Origin of the sequence: Rubripirellula tenax (genome assembly GCF_007860125.1) — a bacterium.
Taxonomy (GTDB): Bacteria; Planctomycetota; Planctomycetia; order Pirellulales; family Pirellulaceae; genus Rubripirellula; species Rubripirellula tenax.
In genome coordinates, this window is record NZ_SJPW01000005.1 from 435,950 (window position 1) to 455,131 (window position 19,182).

The window sequence follows — 19,182 nt, forward strand, 5'->3', positions numbered from 1 at the left end:
TCGGGACGTGGATTGGCATCCGTTTCAGAACCAGCCGATCGCCACTAAAGAATACCTGACCACCAATCCGGCAACGACGACGCTGACCATGCTCATCAGTTTAATCAAGATATTCAGGCTTGGGCCGCTGGTGTCCTTGAAAGGATCGCCGACGGTATCGCCAACGACAGCGGCTTTGTGGGCATCGCTGTTTTTGCCGCCGTGATGACCGGCTTCGATGTACTTTTTCGCGTTATCCCACGCTCCGCCACTGTTGGCCATAAAAACGGCCAAGCAAAATCCACTGGTCAAACTGCCCGTCAACATCCCGATCACTCCGCCAACTCCCAACAGCAAACCAACAACGATCGGCATCAGCAATCCCAACATGCTGGGAAGGATCATCTCTCGCTGTGCGGCGAGGGTGCTGATCGCGACAGGCCGTTCGTAGTCCGGCTTGGCGCTACCGTCTAAGATCCCTGGGTTTTCCAGAAATTGCCGACGAACCTCGATCACCATTCCCTGTGCCGCGCGACCCACCGACTTCATCGTCATCGCGCAAAACACGAATGTGCTCATCACGCCCAAGAACACGCCGACCAAGACGCGAGGATTCATGAGCGTCGTGTCGTAGTAGGTCGAAAAATCATGCAGCGTCGCATCGGCAACGGCAACCCGCGTCGCCGGCGCTGTGTCGCTCGAACCGGCCGCGGCCGGCATGATCAGAAAGACTTCGTTGCCGCCGTCCGCACGCGTCAACGACAACGTTGGCGTGATTGCGAAGTCACCATCGCTCAAGTTTTGCGAGATCGCGTACTCGTCACCCCACCGTTGGAAACCGTCACGAACGCTTTCCATGTACGCCGCCAGCAGTGCGAGCGCCGTCAGCGCCGCCGAACCGATCGCGAATCCTTTGCCCGTCGCGGCTGTCGTGTTACCGAGGCTGTCCAGAGCATCGGTGCGATCACGAACGTAGTCATCCAATTCCGCCATCGATGCATTGCCGCCGGCGTTATCGGCGATGGGGCCGTAGGCGTCGGTGGCCAGCGTGATTCCAAGGGTGCTGAGCATCCCCACCGCAGCGATTCCGACGCCATACAAGCCGATCGAAAATCGGTTGGCGTCGCCGAAGTTGCCGCCGCTGGCGAAACCGAACGCCATCAGCATCGCCGCACATACGATCACGACCGGCACCCAAGTGCTTAGCATCCCATCGGCGACTCCGCCAATGATGATCGTCGCCGGCCCGGTCTCGGCTTGTTTGGCCAAGTTCTGTGTCGTCGCATACTCGTCGCTGGTCACACGCTCGGTCCACAACCCGATCGACCAACCCGCGACGAGCCCAACAAGGATGCTCATGGCGACGCCGGGAATGAATCCAAAAAAAGTCGTCTCCGGCATCGCGGGCATCATGACCCACGTGATCGCAATCGAGGCAATTGAAACAAGAATCGCAGCAAGATTGATCCCACGGGCAAGAGATTGCAGCAACGATTTTTGCGAGAGTTCCTCACCTGTTTTGACCGCATAAATTCCAACGATCGAAAGCAGGATGCCCACCGCAGCGATGGCGATCGGCAGCAGCATCGCTTGCAACTGCGCCGTCGTCGTGTCGCCCCCCTCTGGCAGCAGGTCCGTCCCGCGAAACGCGGCGACTCCCAACGCCGAAGCCGCCAGGATCGAACCACAATACGACTCGTAAAGATCCGCCCCCATACCCGCGACATCGCCCACGTTGTCTCCGACGTTATCGGCAATGGTTGCCGGATTGCGTGGCGAGTCTTCTTTCAAACTCTGTTCGACCTTTCCAACCAAATCCGCGCCGACATCGGCCGCTTTGGTAAAGATCCCACCACCGACGCGTGCGAACAGCGCCTGAGCACTGGCCCCCATACCGAACGTCAACATCGTGACGGAAATCTGCTGCAGGCTCATCTCATTTTCGGCACCCGCCACCATCGGAATGCCCCAGTACAGAATGCCGAACCAGATGCAGATGTAAAGCAGTCCCATCCCGACAACCGTCAGTCCCATCACCGCGCCGCTTCGAAAAGCGATTTGCAACCCATCGTTGAGCGACCGCATCGCACCGGCCGCCGTTCGGTTGCTGGCGCGCGTTGCCGTCTTCATGCCGAACCAACCGCATAGACCGCTGAACAAACCGCCAGTCAAGAATGCCGGCGCGGCAAAAATACTTTGAACCTTCAATCCGACTGCTGCGAACACCAACAACATCGCGACGATCACGAACACGATCGCGACCCATTTGAACTGCTGCCTCAGATACGCATCGGCACCTTGGCGGACACTCGCCGCGATCTCCTGCATCAACGGCGTGCCTTCGTCAGCCCGCATCATTTCCGCGTAGAAACGCCAGGCCCAAGAGAGCGCGGCGATCGAAGACACAATCGCAAAACACCAAACTGTCAACGCAAACACGATGGCAACCCTTTCATTGGAGACAAACTCGGATAGCAGAGCCATCAGCTTCGGCCGCGGATCGGTCTCGAAACCAGCCTGAATGCAACTTAACGCGGCCAGGATCACGAATCTACACGGAAAGCACAAAAAACTCGTGACCGCAGACTCGCTGTTTTTACGTGTGGCGTCCGATGTTTTCGCCAACCATGGCGTGGATCGCCTGATCAAGTGCGGACACATCCACCGTGACGTCACCATGGTGAACGGTTTGTTGCGGGTCGGTGCGGTGAGCAAAGGAATAGAAATATCCAAGGCTGCACGCTGCGGCCAAATTGAAATAACAATTCGGCGTCGAACCCACCGCATCACGAATCTCTAGGACACGCCGCCCGGGCTGCATGGCGATCATATTGGTCAACCCGGCGCCGTGGTTGGACACCAAGCATTCGGCATTGGTGACAGCCGACAATTGATCAATCCATTGCATCTGTTCGCAAACAACGATCTTGAATCCGTGGTTCTTCAGCAGTGTTTCGACAGCATCTTCATTGGCGATTTTTCGTCGAGTCGCGACCCGCCGACTGATGTAGACGCGGTCTGCGGACGTTGATTCATTGCCGTCGGCATGCTGCTTCAAGTGACGCAAAAAGCGGTTCCGCATTCGGCCAATGATTCCCTGGTCAAAATTCCCGGTCGATGCGACGTGCGACGGCAAAGTCAAGCGGCGACAACACGCTCGTTCAAACCTCTTCAGGATTCGGACGTCTTTTAGGCCGTAGGGGGCGAGACTCTGTTGGATGTAGCGACGACCGCGGAACTTGTACGGCAACAGCAGCGTCATCTCTGAGAGATCGCAAACCATCGAGGCCATTTCTAACCGCGGTATCGAATCGCACATCCAGTGAAAATACCCGCTGGACCAGTTGTCGGTGATCCAAAGGCACGGCGTATCGAAAAGGGTCTTCGATTGAATCAGACGCTCTGCCGCAGCACGCCAGTGCCCACGTTCTTGTTTCCATCGGACCGCGTGACTGGGCGATACAAAACTTTCGTCCAGATAGTCCTTGCGATGGCGAAGGGGCCCACGCCCGAACGCCTCGACATCGTCAAGTGAGACGATTGTCGCTGCAGGCACCTCGGATCGCTGACACCCGGCAAACATATCCAAATCCTCCGGCCGAAGGTTTCTCGGCAGGGGTCGGATTTCCGCATGAGCGGCGACAACGGTGGTTGGCAAATTCATCGGGAACGCATTCAAGTCAAAGCATCAGTTCGTTTCGGAGGGTGAAGCGGGATGCGACGACGACTCGCCTTTCTGCCAAGGCAGTTGCCCTCCGCGCTGAACGTGTTTTTGCAACCGTTCAAGCATCTCTCGAAAAACCTTCGGCTGTTTCTTTGCCAGGTCCGTTGCTTCGGCGGGATCAGCCAACAAATCGAACAACTCAAATGAATGCGTCGGAAAATTATGGACCAGCTTTAGGTTGCCTTTCAAAACGGCTTCGATCGTCAGACCACCGTACTGCACACCGCCTTCGCGTCGCACGAAAAACACTTCGCGACCATCGTCGCGTTGATCGGGATCGGCGAACAGTGGCGTCCATGAACGACCGTCGATCAGTTCGCTGGCATCCGACGTCTCTCCGCCGATGATCTCGATCAAGGTTGGCAAAATATCCATCGTCACGCAAACCGCATCGGTCACGCTGCCGTCTTGCGTCTGACCGGGCACACGAATGCAACCGGGAATCCGCAGTCCGCCTTCGTACATCGAACCCTTGCCATCGCGCAGGTCGCCGTTGTTGGCACCGACACTGACTTGTCCGCCGTTGTCGCTTGTGAACACAATGATCGTGTTCTCAAACTGTTTCGTCGACCGCAACGCGTCGAGAACTCGCCCGATGCCATCGTCCATGTGCTCGATCAACGCAACCAACTTGGTTCGTTCGGGCGACAACTCGGGTTGGCGATATGCAACCTTGTCGATCCAGTCGCTCGGTGGTTGAATCGGTGTATGCGGCGCGTTGTAGGCCAGATACAGAAACCACGGTGACGACTCGTCGGCCCGTGACGTGATGTAGTCAGTTGCCCACACGGAAAACAACTCTGTCGCGTGTCCCGACGGATCAATCTCTTCAGCGTCGCGGCGCATGTAGTTGATGTCGTGGCGACGATGGTTGAAATAATCATCCATCATGTCGCCCAGGAATCCGTGAAAAAAGTCAAACCCTCGCTGGTTCGGGTGGTTCTCGCTTCGCAATCCGAGATGCCATTTCCCGACCGCTGCGGTGTGGTAACCGCGTTGACGAAGTCGCTGTGGCAACGTCGGTGCAGGAGGCGCAAAGTAGCCCCAACTGTTTTCGTCATGCGTCCGGATTACGCCCGGGACTCCGACGCGGTCCGGATAGCGGCCTGTCAAGATAGACGCTCGGGTGGGTGAACACACGGGACAGTTCGCATATAGCCGGCCCAATTTCAATGACCGAGCGTAGAGCTCGTTCAAGGCGGGCGTCCGCATGTCCGTCGATCCCAAGCACTCCAAATCGGCAAAGCCCAAGTCATCCACCACGATCACCAACACGTTCGGTGTTGCACCGCTTGTGGATGCGGGCTGGGCGTTCACCGAAGTTTGCATGCACACGAGCAAGCAGGCCACTCCCCCCAGTGCGAAAACGACACCCCAACATCGCCGTGGCATGCAAGCCGAGTGAGCAAACGTGCTAGTTTGAGTCATGTTCGTGTCAGTCGTAACGGTGAAAGGCTTTGTGATGTTGTGATCGTCACCTTATCCTACAGATGTCGATCATTGTTTCGTTGACCGTCGAATCCATCGAAATTAGAATATCTGCTGGTCGCGATCGGTTCGTAACTGCTTATTTTGCTTAGCTTTAGCTTCCTCAGTAGTCGTTGTTCCGATGCCTGATGACCCCTCCATTCGAACCGACGCATCCACGGTGCACCGCCCGACGGATGAACCGTCGCGAGGCAGCCATCCGTCGGAATCGCTTGCCGAAGCGAACACGGTGATTCGAGGTTCGTCGCGTGCGGTAGCGGCCAGTGACGCCAGCGATCCGATGGATCGAACGCCGGCCTCGGTCGCAAAGGTGTTGCTGGGCCAGCGGCTCAATCACTTCTTTCTTGAAGCAATGATCGGCGGCGGCGGCATGGGCGCCGTCTTCAAGGCGCACGACGAGAAACTTGACCGCACCGTCGCGATCAAAGTCATTCCCTTTGTCGCAGACGATCCCGATCTTCAACGACGCTTTCGGAACGAATCGCAAAGCGCCGCCAAACTGGACCATCCACGGATCGCCAAAGTCTTTGACGCGGGCAGCCACGGCCGGTGGCACTACATCGTTTTCGAGTATGTCGAGGGCACCAACATCCGTGACTGGGTGCAAACCAACGGTCCGCTTTCAATTGACGAAGCGGTCTTCTTTACCGTCCAACTTGCCGACGCGCTTCAACACGCGTCCAGCCGCGGAATCGTTCACCGCGACATCAAGCCATCGAACGTTTTGATAGCCGGCGACGGAACGATCAAGTTGGTCGATATGGGACTGGCTCGCAGCGACAATTTGGAAATGAGCGGCGACATGACGGCCAGCGGCGTCACGCTCGGCACGTTCGACTACATTTCACCCGAACAGGCTCACGACCCACGCGACGCTGATCTGCGAAGCGACATCTATTCGCTCGGCTGTACGTTGCACTTCATGTTGACCGGCTCGCCGCCCTACCCCGGCGGCACGATGTTGCAGAAGCTGCTCAGCCACGGCAACGCGCCTCCGCCGGACACTCGTACCTTTCGCCCAGAAGTCAGCGGAAATTTGGTGTCCGTGATTCAAAAGATGCTGGCCAAAAAACCGGGTGATCGGTATCAGAACGCCAACGACTTGGTCGCCGACTTGCATGTCGTTGCGGCGCGCGACGGATTGACCCGATCGCGATTGGCCGGTTCCGTCGTGGTCGAATCACCCAACATTTTGATCGGTTGGCTGGAACGGAATGTTCCGTGGATCGCCGCGGCAACGTTGCTGGTTGCGATCGCCGGATGGTTGCATCTGGAATCGGCAGCGACTCGCGAAGACCTAGTGATCCCTTCAACGGCGACTCGACCTGGCCGCGTGATCGCGCCCGTGGCTACCGGGCCCGTTTACATGTCGCCCGACGAAGACGACGCCAACAACGCGACCTCCACGCCATCGATGGGAACGACCGCAACCGATGGACCAACGCCGGACATGTCGGCGGATGCAAGCCGATCCGCAGCGTTGAATAGTGGACAGCCGGTCGCACCGCAAACCAATCCCTCCGCCAACGGACTGCCCGAAGCAACGGTGGAAGCGGCTGCCCAATTGATGGAACGGGTCTCCGTCGCCCAACCGCCCCGCTTGACCGTCTTCCCGGTACCAAGCGAACTGATTGCGGACGCCATGTTGGACGAAAGCCGCCGCCTGTCGGATCCCCCAAGCATCGTGTCGTCGACGCTGCCTACCGCTTTCGACAAATCCGATGCGGCCTCCGGCACCAAGCCGACGTTGATTCGCGTTGTGGGCCCAGAACTTGATCCGGCGATCAACCGAGACAGCAGCGGAGCGGCGCTGACATCGTCGCTGTCGCGTGCGGTCGGACTAGCCAAGAAATATCAAATCAGCCGCATCGAAATCGCGGTTCCGATGATCACAACGGAACCGATCACTGTCGATGTCGACGATCTTCGTATCACATCCTCGGTGGGCGGGGGAAGCATCGTCGTATTTCAATCACCCAAACGTTTGACGATGGAACGCGCCAAGATGTTTTCGATCGGTTCGCACCCAATCGAATTCAATGACCTGCATTTCGCGTGGAACGTTCCAAGCGATGAAATTGATGGCGGCGCGATGTTCGAGATCCATGACAATCGAAGCGTCGAACTGACCGACTGCACCATCACGATCAACAACCCTTCTTTGCGTGACGAGGTCTACGCGTTCGAAGTCGTGACGGACCCCGACAAGCTTGCGGGTCGCGATCGCGATTTCTCGGGTGAATTCGATCCGTTTCCGTTGGTCGATATGAAACTTTACAACGTCATCATTCGCGGACAGATGTCGATGCTGCAGATGGATTTTGCCGCCAAGCTATGGCTGGATTGGGATAACGGCATGTTGGCAGTGACCGATCGCATGATCGACACCGCGGGCGCGCGGGTGATGCCGTCGCCGACGGCGGGATCAATCAAGTTGTCGTTAACCCGAGTGACCGCGCACGCCCCCGGCGGCATCATGCAAACACGGTTGGGTGCCAGCGGCGCCTATCCGGTTCCAGTCAGCCGCTTGGCACGAAAGTGTTTATTCATCGTCGATTCGGTATCGCCGCATTTCGCGATCAGCGGATTAGCGCCGACCAGCTTATCGACGCCTTGGCTGCGACTGGAAGGTTCCAGCAATGCGTATGTGGTGGATCCGACGCTCAGGGATCCGATGCTGCAATTGACAACGACAGACGGACAAACGGAGACGACTCGAATGAGCCAACTGTCCACCGCACCGCCGTCATGGTCAGACGAACACCGCCCGCGATGGTCGGTAACATGGGTTTCGAAGAAATTGACGGATAAAGCGATGAACCTGCGTCGACCCGTCGATTACCGCCAAGGCGACGCGGGATCTCCGCCCGGCTTTGACGAAAAAGCACTTCCGACGTTGCCGATCCTTGAAAACGTTTCGACCATCCTGGCCCCAAGCCCTTTTTTAGGCTCGGCGATCGATTTCCAAAATCAACCGCAGGTGTTAAATCGGGGTGCCGATTTGACTTTTAGCGGCTCATTAGACTTAATTGAAGGCTGGCGCGGGTCACCGACGCCAGTGACCGGTGCTGTTGTCGATTCTCCGATCCACTATCCTGATCGCCTTCCGTGACCGGCCCCCCACCTGAACCGTCCCACCTTAACCTACCCGCACCCTTCGGAGTGAATGAATGAAACGACTGGCAATGATGATTGGTTGCATGATGCTGTTGGCATCGCCCGCAATGGCAATCAGCGAATTTGGAAAACAATGGAAGAACGAGTACCTGGGCGACGAAGCCGACGAAGACTTCAAGAAGAACGGCCGCAAAGCTGGTTGCTACGTTTGTCACGTCAAGGGCGAGGACAAGAAGAAAGTTCGCAATGAATACGGCAAAGCATTGCATGAATTCTTGAAGGCCGAAGATTTCCCGAAAGAGTACATCAAAGACAACCCCGAAGAAGCGAAAGCGAAGATTCTAGAAGGGTTCAAGAAGGCCGGCGAAAAGAAGAGCAGCGACGGAAAGTCTTTCGCTGAGAAGATCGAAGCCAACGAATTGCCGGCAACCGATTCCGGTCTGTAGTTCACTCTTTGGAACGAAGCGCCTCGAGCATTCGTATTCTGCATCCGCTCGTCGGCTAACGACGAGCGGATTTTTTTGCGCTCATCGTCGGTGATCTCTTCATCGACGATGCCGACCGGCTTTCGCTCGGCACACTTCCCTCCCCTCCCCCGCCCACTTCCCTCCCCTCCCCCGCCCTTTGGATTTGATTGATGAAGTTTAGATTTGCGACGATCACGTTTTCGCTTCTGGCCCTTACCGCATCGTTGACGCAATCATTGCTCGCCGACCCGCCTGCCTCAACAACCGAAACCGACATGGGTTTCGTCCAACTCTTCGATAGTGAGTCGCTTGACGGTTGGAAGAAGGCCGACGAGAACCCCGACAGCTGGAAAGTCGAAGACGGCAAGTTGGTTTGCCAAGGCGATCGCTGTCACTTGTTCTATGTCGGCGAAGCGGCACCTTGGAAGAACTTTCACTTCGTCGGCGAAGTGATGACGACGCCGGGCAGCAACGCGGGCATCTACTTTCACACCAAGTATCAATCCGAGGGTTGGCCTCAAGCGGGCTTCGAATGCCAAGTCAATGTTTCGCACAAAGACCCCAAAAAGACCAGCAGCTTGTACGCCGTCAAGAACGTGGATGATCCAGGTGTCAAAGACAACGAATGGTACACCCAAGAAATCATCGTCAACGGTCGCAATGTCGTCCTGAAGGTGAACGGAAAAACGTTGGTCGAATACACCGAGCCCGAAGGACAGAAAGCGTTCGACAAAAACTTTGAACGAATGCTGGGCGAAGGCACCTTTGCGCTGCAGGCACATGACCCGCAAAGCAAGGTGTACTTTCGTAACCTGAAGGTCAAACGACTGCCGTAGTCGTTGCCGGGATGATCGAGATTGCCGGCGGCCGTTACTAGAACGCTGATTGATCGTAGACTTCGCGATCGCCCCGTGATCCGATGGCATGCCGAATCGTGGCGTCGAGGCTCTCGGTCAGGAACTGAACCGAACCATCGCACATCGCCGCATGTGCGCCGCCGGAATGGAAACTACTGATCGACATTTCGATTTGCGCCTTGGGCACCAAATCGAGGTCCAAGTTGATGCCGTACTGCATCGACATCAGCACTTCGGAAAAATCCGAACCAAACGCGACGTCAAAGTCGGGATGGTAAAGCGAAAAGTGATCGCAGATCCCACACGCGTGAATGTCGATATAGCGAGTCTCGGACACCAACACGGTGTGGCTCAGCCCGTCAAACACGGCGCTGAACTTGATGGATGGTGGCCACGGCGGTGAACCCGGGTTCGTAACGCAATCGGCAACTCGAAGAACCCCATTGCCCGCCTCCATTCCGATATCAATCGGCCCCGGCCCCGTGGTCGAATAGTTGTCACGCACCACATCGCTGCCTGCGTTACCCAAATAGCTGTTGAGTGCGCGACCGGTCAACCGATCAATTTCCTCGGCGAAATGTTCGGGACCGGGCTGGCTGGGACATCGGTAGGTAGGAATCGCCGTGCGAGCCAACTCTCTAAGCCGATCGCTTTCGGGCGTGTTCGATGTCACCCATCCCTCTTCACCTTGGGGCGTTCGGTCCCACAACGCGGTCTGCTCGATGAACGGCAACAGGTCCGTGGTCCAGCTTTGTCCCCATCCACCTTTCGCGCCCCAAGGCAGCGTCCGGTATGTGGATTCGTAGTTGTGCATCCCCAATGCGATCTGGTGCAAATGGTTTTGGCACTGAGTCCGGCGGGCGGCCTCGCGGGCGGCCTGGACGGCCGGCAAAAGCAACCCGACCAAGATACCGATGATCGCAATCACGACCAGAAGCTCGATCAACGTGAAGGCGGCTCGACCCCCGTTGGTGCTGTGACAGTCCCGTCGTTTAGACGAACGCCGTGGTTCAAGCGGACGTCGAGGAGGAAGAAGGAACCGATGCACCTGGAAATTTGCCTAGATCGATCAAGCCACATGATTCCAGGTTCAACGTGGCTCGACTCGTCGCAGATGGGTGAAACAGACGGAACCGTTTCTCCATGCTGGGTCCGCCACCCCTACATTTTTAACACTCGATGGCGGGTGGGGAACCTTTTCGAGAAAAAAAGGCAAACTTTGTGTTCGCCGGACTGACCTCGGCGAATGCGGATTTTCATGGATTAACGCCAAGATAACGCCCATGATCAAGCGTTACTTGCCCAGCACGGCGTTGAAGAGCCCTTGAATCGCTGGGCTTGGCGCTTTTCGGACCCGTAACCGGTCGCCCGGCTGCAGGGCGTAATCGCATTCGGGTTTGACAGCTTCACCATCGCGTTCCATGCGGCATTCCAGCGGGATGCCGTTGATCGAATCGGCCGAATTACGAAACAGCGTTGCTTCGACCGTACCGAGCTTCTTTTGAACGCCCGATTGGGTTAACAGCGTGCTGACGTAGACACTTCGGCCATCCGTTGGCAACGGCAGGACGCGGGTTGCCGGTTCGCCACCGGGCACATGAAGCACCAAACTGTTGTTCGATCGGGCTTGGCGAACAGCCAAATAGACAGCCTCAGCCTCGGATTCTGGCAACTTCGGCACGCCCTCCAACCCGGTGTAATCGCCCAACTGGGATGACGGATGAGCAAACGGCGAGGCGGGCATCTTGAGCGGCGTACAGCCGGTCAGCAGTCCAGCAGCCAAAACCAAGAGCATCGTCTGAACGCGTGCGTGGCTAGAGATAGGAGTCATGGACAAAACAGGTAAGGGAGGAAGGGTGCCAGACTTCGACGGCGAGCAACTCGCGAATCGCGGCTGTTAAACTGTGCCGATCAAAGAGACTGTTCGGTCGATCGGCATTCTGAAAAGCCAGCCGTGAACGAATCTGTCCGAAATGCCAGAAAAGGCTCAATTTTGACAAAAAGGGGGTCTGGTGATGGCTGAAAAGAAGGCCGGGGAATCCTGCTTCACGAAAAAGGATTCACTCGCTATAGTGCCGGGCTTCCCCGAAACATGTCGGAAATCTGAGATTTCTCAGACGTTCACCGATCCTTCATAGCAATCTCAAAGAAAACCAAGAGCAACGTCATGGCACGGCAATGTGAAGCGTGCGGCAAGAAAGTCCAAATGGGCAACCGCATCGAAACACGCGGTAAAGCAAAGTATTTGGGCGGTGTCGGTACCAAGGTTACCGGGATCACGCGTCGCAAATTCGTTCCAAACCTGCAAAAAGTCCACGTCACAACCCCCAAGGGCGAAAACAAGACGATGCGGGTTTGCGTGCAATGCATCCGCAGCGGCGTAGTTCGCAAAACGGTTAAAACGAAGCCGTTTGACGTCGGTAATTCGAGCAAGAAGTAGTTTCTTCACTTCCCGTTTAGGCGACGTTTGTGGCTCTGACCGACGAAGACGTTCGAAAACTCGCCCTTTTGGCTCGGTTGGAATTGTCCGACGCCGAAGTCGAAAAGGTGCGTCCGCAACTGGACAGCATCCTAGGTTTCGTTCGTAAACTCTCGGAACTGGATACCGAAGACGTCGAGCCGATGACCACGGCGCTGGATGTAATCAATCGCTGGCGGCCGGATGTTGCTGTGCCCAGCTTGAACCGTGATCAGGCGGTGGCCAATTCGCCGGCGCACGATGACGAGTGTTTTTTGGTTCCGCCCGTGCTTGGTTCCGCGGGTGCCCGAAAGTAGTGGCAAGTCCGCGTCCGCGAAGGTGTGAGTCCCATGCCTGCTGGGCCTGAATCGCTGCTTCCGCCGCTGGTCGCGATCACGCTTGCGATCATTTCGCGACGCGTCGTCTTACCCCTGGCCGCGGGTGTCTGGACCGGCGCCTGGTTGCTGGCACGGCGCGACGCTGATCACGCTTGGACCGAAACCCCGTGGCTGTTCTACAACGCCTTGGTCGAGTCCGTCTTTTCGACGTCACACCTGCAAGCGTTACTGTTCAGCCTGTTGCTTGGCGGCATGGTGGGCGTGCTCGAAAAAGGCGGCGGCATGCGGGCACTGATCGAGCGATTGTCGGCTCGCGTCCGTACTCGATGTGGTGCCCAAACAATGGTCGCGATTTCGGGACTGGCCATCTTCTTCGACGACTATTCCAACACGCTGCTGGTCGGCGGCACCATGCGAACCACGGTCGATCGATTCGGCGTGTCGCGAGAAAAATTAGCGTACTTGGTCGATTCGACGGCCGCGCCCGTGGCCGGACTGTCCGTTGTCAGCACGTGGGCGGCTATCGAGATCAGCTACATGGCCGATGGCCTCGCCGCCGCCGGGATCCACGATCCGTCCGCGGCGTTCGAGATGTTCATCCAATCAATTCCGTATCGGTTCTATCCTTGGATTGCCGTGATCTTGGTGATGTTGGTTTCGATCACCGGACGCGATTTCGGCCCCATGCGAAAAGCCGAAGTGAAAGCCGCAGCCAAGACAGAACGCCGGAAGGTGGCGGAACTGGACGATCGCGACAGCGATACGAACGACGAAAGCCGTCGCCACAAGTGGCTCTGGGCCGCAGCAGTGATACCGGTGCTGGTTTGCTTGTTGGCCGTTGGCGTCGTCTTGGTGATCACGGGGTTCGCTGCGATGCCGACGCCGAAACCGGGCGTCGGCTGGTTGCGATTGGCGGGGCAATTGCTTGGAAACGGAGACTCGTACTTAGCATTGATCGCCGGAGGCGGCGCCGGGATGTTGGTCGCGATACGCTTGCACGTTGCCATGCGAGGCTGCGATATCGCGACGGCGTTGCGCGCGTCGCTCGGTGGCGCCGCTCAAATGTTGCCGGCGATGTTGATCCTGTGGTTTGCTTGGGCGCTGTCGACAATGACCGAACCGGACCATCTAGATACCGGCGGTTACCTGGCCGGCGTGCTGTCCGAGCGATTGGATTCGCGGATGCTGCCGACGGTCGTCTTTCTGTTGGCCGGTGCGATCGCGTTTGCGACGGGAACGAGCTGGGGCACAATGGGTATCCTGACGCCACTGTCGATCTCACTCGCGTTACAGCTCGACCCAGCCGGCGGGCCATCGGGTGCGATTGCACTTTCGACGTGCGGAGCGGTTTTAGCCGGCGCGATCTTTGGCGATCATTGTTCGCCCATTTCCGATACGACGGTGTTGTCCAGTCGCGCCAGTGGATGCGATCACTTGGCACACGTTCGCACTCAAATGCCATACGCGGTCGTCGCTGCCGTCGCGTGCATCCTTGGTGGAACGCTACCCGCTGCGGTTGGAATTTCACCCTGGATCTGTTTGGCCATCTCGACGATCCTTGTCGGTGGCTTCTTGTATCGATTCGGAATCCGCCCCGCCGCGATCACCGAAAACGAAACCGATGTCATCCGTGAACCGATTACAACCGATTGAAGTATCTACACGGCGGCCGAAAAAATGGGATGCAGATCCACGAAACGGGGCTGGCGAAAAACCGCTTTTTCATTCGAATAGCCAGCCATTTACGGTGATCTGACGCGTCGATGGCGAAAAACAGCTGCATGAAACTCGTTCGTTTCATCGAGCTTCGTTCGTGGCATCGATCTTGCATTGTTGGACCTTCGCAATTTACGCCATGTCCGAGTCACGCGACGTTTCCAGCGGAACTCGAAATCCAAGGATGATGAAGATGAACCAAACACGAAACCGCAGCGCCACATTCTCATTGGCGTGTTTCGCATCGCTGGCTGCGATGGGCTCGGCATGCTCGCAATCATTCGATACCGCCCAGACGCGACTGCGTCCGATCGGTGCCCCCAGTGCCGTCGACCAATATCGATCCGATGTCCGCAGCGGCTCGCCGGCAAGCGGTTTCCAAGAAACGGCTTACACTCCGACCGTTCGCCAAGTCGCGATGCAGTTCCAGATGCCACCGGGCGGCAGCACCAATGCTTCGCCACCGACGGCATTCCCGTCACCGACGCCGCCGCCACAAAGTTTCTCGCCGGCCCCGATTCCATCGAGCCTGCCACCGTCGACAATCGCTCCACCGTCGACACTGTCGCAAAACCCGACGGCCATTCCCCGTTCGTTGCCGACGATGCCTCCGCCATCGACATCGATTTCGTCTTCACCGATTTCGCCCACACCGGCAAGGATTCCGTCGAGCAGCGATTATATGCCGATCGCGCCTCCCCAATTGAATTCGGGCGGATTCGCAACCGCATACAATTGTCCCAACGTGACCGGGCCGAGCGCCTATTCGGCCGCCAGCGGAATCGGCTGTGGCCAAGTCGGATACCAAGCCCCGGCTTCGTACGCACCCAATCCTTCGAATCTGGTTCCGTTGAACACCGCCCCGGGAACCATGCCACCGCCCGGCGTCGTCGCACCACCGATCTCGATCCCCACGGCCAGTGCCGCACCCGTGGGCCCGTTGATCTCGTTCGGCCAATCCGCCAACCCGGTTCAAGTCGGCGCCGGATTGTTCGGCCAACCGAAGGCTTACGTCCCGGGGCAAGGCGTGCGAAACTGGCTTCGTTATTTGACGCCCTAGTTTCTGTGATCACGCCATGCGACTTGTTACTTCACTGATTCCCAACGACCCCGCCGACGACGTTCCGGCTTACGATGTTGCCGTCGTCATCGATGTCCTGCGAGCCACTTCCGTCGCAACCGTGGCGTTGGCTGCGGGCGCCGCGGAAATTTTGACATGCCGCGAGATCGCTGACGCTCGCGTGCTTGCCGATGCATCACGAGGTGACGCAACGGCCGCGCTGCTTTGCGGCGAACGAGGATGTCGGCCGATCGACGGATTTGACCTGGGCAATTCGCCGGCCGAGTATTCCCCCGAACGAGTCGCCGGTCGCCAACTCATTTTCACAACAACCAACGGCACTCGGGCGATTCACACAGCCGCGACGGCAAGGTCAATGCTGCTGGCCAGCTTCTTGAACCTTTCCGCTGTCGTCGAAGCCTTGTCGGGTGTCGAAAGCGTGCATCTGGTTTGCGCAGGAACCGATGGCGTGGTCACCGGCGAAGACGTGCTGCTAGCCGGCGCGATCGTTGATCGCTGCTGCTCACAACGCGAAGGTGATTGCACGCTGGATGACGCTTCCTCGATCGCTAGATCTTGGTGGCAGTCGCGAATACCAACGCCCGACCCTGCTTCGCTAGCCAAGCAGTTGGCCCAAACGACCGGCGGCCGGAACTTGATCCGCGTTGGTTACGAATCCGACTTGATACGATGCGCGGCCATCGACACGGTCCCCGTTGTGCCTCGCCGGTCTCGTATCGCGCCGACCGGATTCACATTGGCTCATAGTGTCGCAGTACAACCGATGGCCTTCGAAAAGTAGCGGCTCATCGTTTCGGCTACGATGGTCGTTCTATGACACTTTCACTTCGCCGATTTCGGTTCATGCCGCGTTCCCTTCACCCATACGTCCGTCGATTAGGATGGCATGGATGCGTTGTCGGATTGTTGCTCGGTTTGCCGTTTCTTGCCGCGGCCCAGGAAACTCGCGTTCCCCCGACCGGCAATGATCAAGTCACCGAGGCGATCGCAACCTTCGAAAACAAGGGCGTCCAACCCGACGCATCGCAGCCTACATCGCCCGCCAAGGTCGGGTCGACGTTTCGCACCGCCGATGGAGTGGCCATCGACTTAATCGCGAACGAACCCGACGTGGCTCAGCCCCTATTTTGCAGTTGGGATTCCAAAGGGCGACTGTGGGTCGTTCAATACCGACAGTATCAGTATCCGGCCGGATTGAAAGTCGTTCGCTTCGATCAATACTTGCGAGCCGTTTTTGACAAGGTTCCCGAACCGCCGCCCCACGGCGCGCCGGGCTTGGACAAGATCACCCTCTACGAAGATCGCGACGGCGACGGCTTTCTTGAAACGTCTCGCGATGTCATCGACGGTCTGAACATCGCCACCTCGGTGCAAACCGGCGACGGTGGCATTTGGGTTTTGAATCCTCCGTATCTCTTGTTCTATCCCGACGAAAACGATGACGACGTTCCCGATGGTGATCCCGAAGTTCATTTATCGGGCTTTGGCATCCAAGACACACACTCGGTCGCCAACAGTTTGACGTGGGGCGTGGACGGATGGCTATACGGCGCCAACGGCAGCACCACCGGCAGCACCACCGGCGGCACGATCAAGTCACCAACCGACTCGGTCGGAATTGCTTTCGAAGGCCAATGCATCTGGCGATACCATCCGCGACTACATCGTTTCGAAATCTATGCCGAAGGCGGTGGCAACACTTTCAGTTTTGAAATGGATGCCGGGGGCCAAGTTTTCTCGGGAACGAATTCAGGCAACACGCGTGGCTACCACTATCCGCAGGGCGGTTACTTCGAAAAAAACTGGGGCAAGCACGGACCGCTGACCAATCCGTACGCATTGGGTTACTTGAAGGCGATGCCCAGCGACGGCGACGACCGGCGTTTTCCACAAGCGTTCTTGATCTACGAAAGCGATCTATTTGGTCCTTCGTTTCTGCAGACCATCGTCGCGCCGAATTCGCTGCACAACGTGGTCTGGCACAGCGACCGAGTTTCGATGGGTTCGACCTATCGAACGGTGGATCGCGACAACTTAGTTGAATCCAGCGACCGATGGTTTCGGCCCGTGTACGCCGGTGTCGGACCCGACGGATCGATTTACATGGCCGATTGGTACGACACACGACTGAGTCACCTCAGCCCGACGGATAACTGGCACAAGACCAGCGGCCGACTGTACCGAGTGCGCCCGACCGATTCGCCCTTGCCAAAATACACCGCAGGCGATCTATCCCAAGCAACCAACGACGAACTGATCTCACATTTCGACTCGGATAACAAATGGTTGCGTCAGAGAAGTGTCCTAGAACTCTCATGGCGAGATGACGTGTCGATCGTCGATCGGCTGATAGCGAAGGTTCGTCAATCGGGATCACTCGAGGCCCTGTGGACTCTGCATGGAATCGAACGACTCGACGCCCGCTTGATCAAAGAGTTTCTGAACCACCGGGATGCCCCGATTCGAAGATGGACGATTCGCTTGCTGGGCGATGGAACGGTTGTCAACGACACAGTAGCGGTGGACGCCGACTTCCGCGCGTTGGCCTCGGGCGAATCGGACGTCCAAGTCCGCAGCCAGTGGGCCAGCTCTGCCAAGCGGCTCCCCGCCGACGTCGCGATCCCGATCGTTGACGGCTTGCTGGACCATACCGACGACTTGGACGATCCACAGATTCCACTTCTGATTTGGTGGGCGGTTGAGAATCACGCCGACGAGCTAGCGAACCTGGATCCGCTTTTGCGACAGACCGCGCGGCGACAACGGCCCCTGTTCCAACAGGTCATCCTGGCCCGCTTGATGCAGCGTTACGCGTTGATCGGAACGCAGGCTGCGTTTGCATCGGCGGAACAATTGATTGGCATGGTCGAGGACGAACCGTCAACGGACCAGATCATTCGTGGACTCAACCAAGCGTTCGTCGGCCGATCAATCCCGTCGTTACCGCCCGCGATGGGCAAAGCCATGACGGAGTATCGCCAGTCGCTAGGCAAATCAGGAATCGTCTTGCGCTTGCGACAGGAAGGCGACTCCGCCGTGAAGGACGCCCTGGCCGCGCTGGCGGACGCATCGATCGACGAAGCCGTCCGCGCCGAACTCTTGGCGACACTGGGAACGCGATTCTATCCCGGCGCGCTGCCGACATTACTGGCAATCGCAACGGGCAATCGAGGCGACGCCCCTGCCCTTCAACGCGCGGCCATCGCCGCGCTCGCAGTCTACGATGCCCCCGATATCGCCCAACAACTGCTTACCAAATTTCAGACGACGATCTCGGCGGAACATGAACTTCGCGATACGGCCTGTCGCACCTTGGCGTCGCGTCTTCCATGGGCGCAAGAGTTGGTGGCGGAAGTCAACGCGTGGCGAATGAAACCCCAGGATCTGTCCGCCGACGTGATCCAGCGACTTCGAACCTTCGATGATCCCGTACTCACACAGCAGGTTGATAGAGCGCTGGGTCCCGTCATCACCGTGTCGTCAGCCGAAACGGCGCGGCGAATCAATGAACTGATTCACCACATGAGCGAGGCGCTCGGCGATGCCACGTCTGGCAAACTTCACTATGAAAAGAAGTGTGCCAGCTGTCACATGCTGTTCGGGCAAGGTCACAAAGTGGGTCCGCCGCTGGACGGATACGAACGGGGCAACGCGAAATTTTGGTTGCCAGCCATCTTGGATCCGAGTCTCGAAATTCGCGAAGGCTTTCAATCGTTCCGTGCACTGACGATCGACGGGCGTGTCATTACCGGCATGATTGCCGATCGGTCGCCGCATTCGATCACGTTTCGTGGTCCCGATCAAAAAACGACACTGGTTCCACGCGAAGAAATCGATCAGTTCGATCCGCTGGCAACGTCGTTGATGCCGGCCCAGTTGCTCGATGACATGACCAACGACGAAGTCATCGACCTGCTGGCCTACTTGATGCAATCCCGTCCGCAGTCCCCGTGAGGC

The 19,182-nt window shown here is 57.7% G+C and carries 14 protein-coding genes; 9 read left to right on the forward strand and 5 right to left on the reverse strand.

The features are described 5' to 3' along the window. Positions 1 to 24 precede the first annotated feature (24 nt). The 3 genes from Poly51_RS20000 to Poly51_RS20010 form a co-directional block, all read right to left on the reverse strand. On the reverse strand, positions 25 to 2,463 hold the full coding sequence (locus Poly51_RS20000) for a sodium-translocating pyrophosphatase (RefSeq protein WP_146459550.1): 2,439 nt from the start codon (positions 2,461 to 2,463) through the stop codon (positions 25 to 27). 112 nt (positions 2,464 to 2,575) lie between these two features. Then, entirely contained in the window at positions 2,576 to 3,643 is a 1,068-nt protein-coding gene (locus tag Poly51_RS20005; RefSeq protein ID WP_146459551.1) for a glycosyltransferase family 61 protein, read from the reverse strand. Between the two features lie 24 nt (positions 3,644 to 3,667). Further along, positions 3,668 to 5,131 carry a sulfatase-like hydrolase/transferase gene (locus Poly51_RS20010; protein WP_246114633.1) on the reverse strand — a complete coding sequence of 488 codons (1,464 nt, stop codon included), beginning with the start codon at positions 5,129 to 5,131 and terminating at the stop codon, positions 3,668 to 3,670. Positions 5,132 to 5,312: 181 nt separating this feature from the next. On the opposite strand from Poly51_RS20010, the gene Poly51_RS20015 reads away from it, so the two are divergent. From Poly51_RS20015 to Poly51_RS20025, 3 genes are all read left to right on the forward strand, one after another. After that, positions 5,313 to 8,303, forward strand: a complete 2,991-nt coding sequence (locus Poly51_RS20015) for a serine/threonine protein kinase (RefSeq protein ID WP_146459552.1) — start codon at positions 5,313 to 5,315, stop codon at positions 8,301 to 8,303. Positions 8,304 to 8,361: 58 nt separating this feature from the next. Next, entirely contained in the window at positions 8,362 to 8,754 is a 393-nt protein-coding gene (locus Poly51_RS20020; RefSeq protein WP_146459553.1) for a hypothetical protein, read from the forward strand. 191 nt (positions 8,755 to 8,945) lie between these two features. Then, positions 8,946 to 9,611: a 3-keto-disaccharide hydrolase gene (locus Poly51_RS20025; RefSeq protein ID WP_146459554.1), complete on the forward strand. Its 666-nt coding sequence runs from the start codon at positions 8,946 to 8,948 to the stop codon at positions 9,609 to 9,611. A gap of 37 nt (positions 9,612 to 9,648) precedes the next feature. On the opposite strand, the gene Poly51_RS20030 is transcribed toward Poly51_RS20025, so the two are convergent. Then, positions 9,649 to 10,680, reverse strand: coding sequence for a DUF1559 family PulG-like putative transporter (locus Poly51_RS20030; RefSeq protein ID WP_146459555.1), 1,032 nt, complete (start codon positions 10,678 to 10,680; stop codon positions 9,649 to 9,651). A 246-nt stretch (positions 10,681 to 10,926) separates the two neighbouring features. Continuing rightward, the gene (locus Poly51_RS20035) at positions 10,927 to 11,463 is read right to left on the reverse strand and encodes a hypothetical protein (protein WP_146459556.1); all 537 of its coding nucleotides are present in this window, start codon (positions 11,461 to 11,463) and stop codon (positions 10,927 to 10,929) included. 336 nt (positions 11,464 to 11,799) lie between these two features. Between Poly51_RS20035 and rpmB the strand changes: the two genes are divergently transcribed. The 6 genes from rpmB to Poly51_RS20065 all read left to right on the forward strand — a co-directional run bounded on the left by rpmB (position 11,800) and on the right by Poly51_RS20065 (position 19,179). After that, entirely contained in the window at positions 11,800 to 12,072 is a 273-nt protein-coding gene (rpmB, locus tag Poly51_RS20040) for a 50S ribosomal protein L28 (RefSeq protein ID WP_146459557.1), read from the forward strand. 29 nt (positions 12,073 to 12,101) lie between these two features. After that, entirely contained in the window at positions 12,102 to 12,407 is a 306-nt protein-coding gene (gene gatC / locus Poly51_RS20045) for an Asp-tRNA(Asn)/Glu-tRNA(Gln) amidotransferase subunit GatC (RefSeq protein ID WP_146459558.1), read from the forward strand. Positions 12,408 to 12,440: 33 nt separating this feature from the next. Beyond that, the gene (locus Poly51_RS20050) at positions 12,441 to 14,081 is read left to right on the forward strand and encodes a Na+/H+ antiporter NhaC family protein (protein ID WP_146459559.1); all 1,641 of its coding nucleotides are present in this window, start codon (positions 12,441 to 12,443) and stop codon (positions 14,079 to 14,081) included. 256 nt (positions 14,082 to 14,337) lie between these two features. Then, entirely contained in the window at positions 14,338 to 15,204 is an 867-nt protein-coding gene (locus Poly51_RS20055) for a hypothetical protein (protein WP_146459560.1), read from the forward strand. A gap of 16 nt (positions 15,205 to 15,220) precedes the next feature. Next, positions 15,221 to 16,006 carry a 2-phosphosulfolactate phosphatase gene (locus Poly51_RS20060; protein WP_146459561.1) on the forward strand — a complete coding sequence of 262 codons (786 nt, stop codon included), beginning with the start codon at positions 15,221 to 15,223 and terminating at the stop codon, positions 16,004 to 16,006. Positions 16,007 to 16,068: 62 nt separating this feature from the next. Beyond that, a complete protein-coding gene (locus Poly51_RS20065; RefSeq protein ID WP_186775685.1) occupies positions 16,069 to 19,179 on the forward strand; it encodes a DUF7133 domain-containing protein in 3,111 nt (1,036 codons plus the stop codon). The last annotated feature ends 3 nt before the right edge of the window (positions 19,180 to 19,182 follow it).